The following is a 1,554-nucleotide window of genomic DNA, read 5'->3' as shown; positions in this document are numbered from 1 at the left end:
TTAAGTTGCTGTGCACGCAACACGGTTCAGGTTGCGCAACTCAATGTGCCCGCCTCGGAGAGGGGGTGTCAAGGGTTCCGGAACCTCGGAAAACGGGCCCGAACACGACAAAGCCCGGTGGGCGGTGCGCAGGGATCGCGCACCGCCCACCGGGCGTGTTCCGACCGGTTTTCCGAGGGCCCGGAAGCGAAGTCGTGGCTACTTCAGCCAGGCCTTGACCTTGTCCGGGTTGGCGTCGACCCACTTCTTGGCCGCCGCCTCCGGGGTCATCTTGTCCTCGGCGATGTACTTGGCCACGGTGTTCTGATCGTCGTTGGCCCAGGTGAAGTTCTTCACCAGGTCGTAGGCGGGGCTGCCGGACTTGGCGAACTTCGCACTGACGATCTTGTCGAGCTTGTACACCGGGTAGTCGCAGGCGACCTTCGCGGCGTCGGCGTCACAGCCGTCGGTGTACTTGGGCAGGTTGACCTTGACGAGCGGGACCTCGGACAGGAACCACTGCGGCTCGTAGAAGTAGCCGATCACCCATTCCTTGTCCTTCTCCGCCTTGCGGAAGGCCTGGATCAGCGCCGTCTCACTGCCCGCGTACACGACCTTGAAGTCCAGCTTCAGGTTCTTCACCAGCGCCTCGTCGTTGGTGACGTACGACGGGTCGCCGTCCAGGAGCTGGCCCTTGCCGCCCGACTCCGAGGTCTTGAAGTTGGCCGCGTACTTGTTCAGGCTCTCCCAGTTCGTGATGTCCGGGTGCGCCTTCGCCAGCCACGGCGGCACGTACCAGCCGATCAGGCCTTCATTGCCGGTGGCGCCGGCGTCGACCGCGGTCTTCTGGTCGGTGATGTACTTCTTCTTGAGATCGTCGTGGCCCCAGTTCTCCACGACGGCGTCGACCTCGCCGGTTCCGAAGCCCTGCCAGGCGATCTCTTCCTTGAGGTCCTTCTTGTTGACCGTACAGCCGAGCTCCTGCTGTGCGACGTACGCGAGAACCGCCGCGTTGGCCTCGTAGCCCACCCAGGGGTTGACCGCGAGGTTGAAGGTCCCGCACTTGCCGGAACCGCCCGAGCTGCCGGCCTCCGAGGAGCTGTCACCGACCTTTGTACCGCCGCAGGCGGTGAGGGTGAGGCCGAGGACGGCCATGCCCACCACGCCGGCTCTCCAGTGTGTTGCTTGTCCTGCCATGGTCAGTCGCTCCTTATGCGCTCGCGCGTCGCGCCGCTGCCTGAGTGATCCGGTCGAACATGACGCCGAGAAGGACGATGGCGAGACCCGCCGCCAGTCCCTTCCCGTACAGCTGGCCCTGCGAGAAACCGGCCACGACGTCGTAGCCGAGGGCGCCCGCCCCCACCAGGCCGCCCACCACAACCATCGACAGCACGTAGATCAGACCCTGATTCGTCGCAAGGGTCAGAGCACTGCGTGACATCGGCAGTTGAACCTTGGTGATGATCTGCCAGGTGTTGCACCCGGCCGAGGTCGCCGCCTCCACCGTCGCCTCCGGCACCGCCCGCACCCCATCAGCGATGATCTTCATCGCCACCGGCGCGGCATAGACGAGGG

Annotated in this window: 2 protein-coding genes; both read right to left on the bottom strand. The window is 65.0% G+C overall.

Translation table 11 applies throughout. The features are described 5' to 3' along the window. Positions 1-198 precede the first annotated feature (198 nt). Entirely contained in the window at positions 199-1,176 is a 978-nt protein-coding gene (locus AQJ64_RS44720; RefSeq protein WP_055636450.1) for an ABC transporter substrate-binding protein, read from the bottom strand. Between the two features lie 13 nt (positions 1,177-1,189). Beyond that, the coding region (locus AQJ64_RS44715) for an ABC transporter permease subunit (protein WP_159060378.1) at positions 1,190-1,554 on the bottom strand (365 nt) is incomplete at its 5' end.

The organism is Streptomyces griseoruber (assembly GCF_001514205.1).
Taxonomy (GTDB): Bacteria; Actinomycetota; Actinomycetes; order Streptomycetales; family Streptomycetaceae; genus Streptomyces; species Streptomyces griseoruber.
The sequence above is the reverse complement of the archived record's forward strand: the minus strand, read 5'-3'. Positions and strand labels throughout refer to the sequence as shown.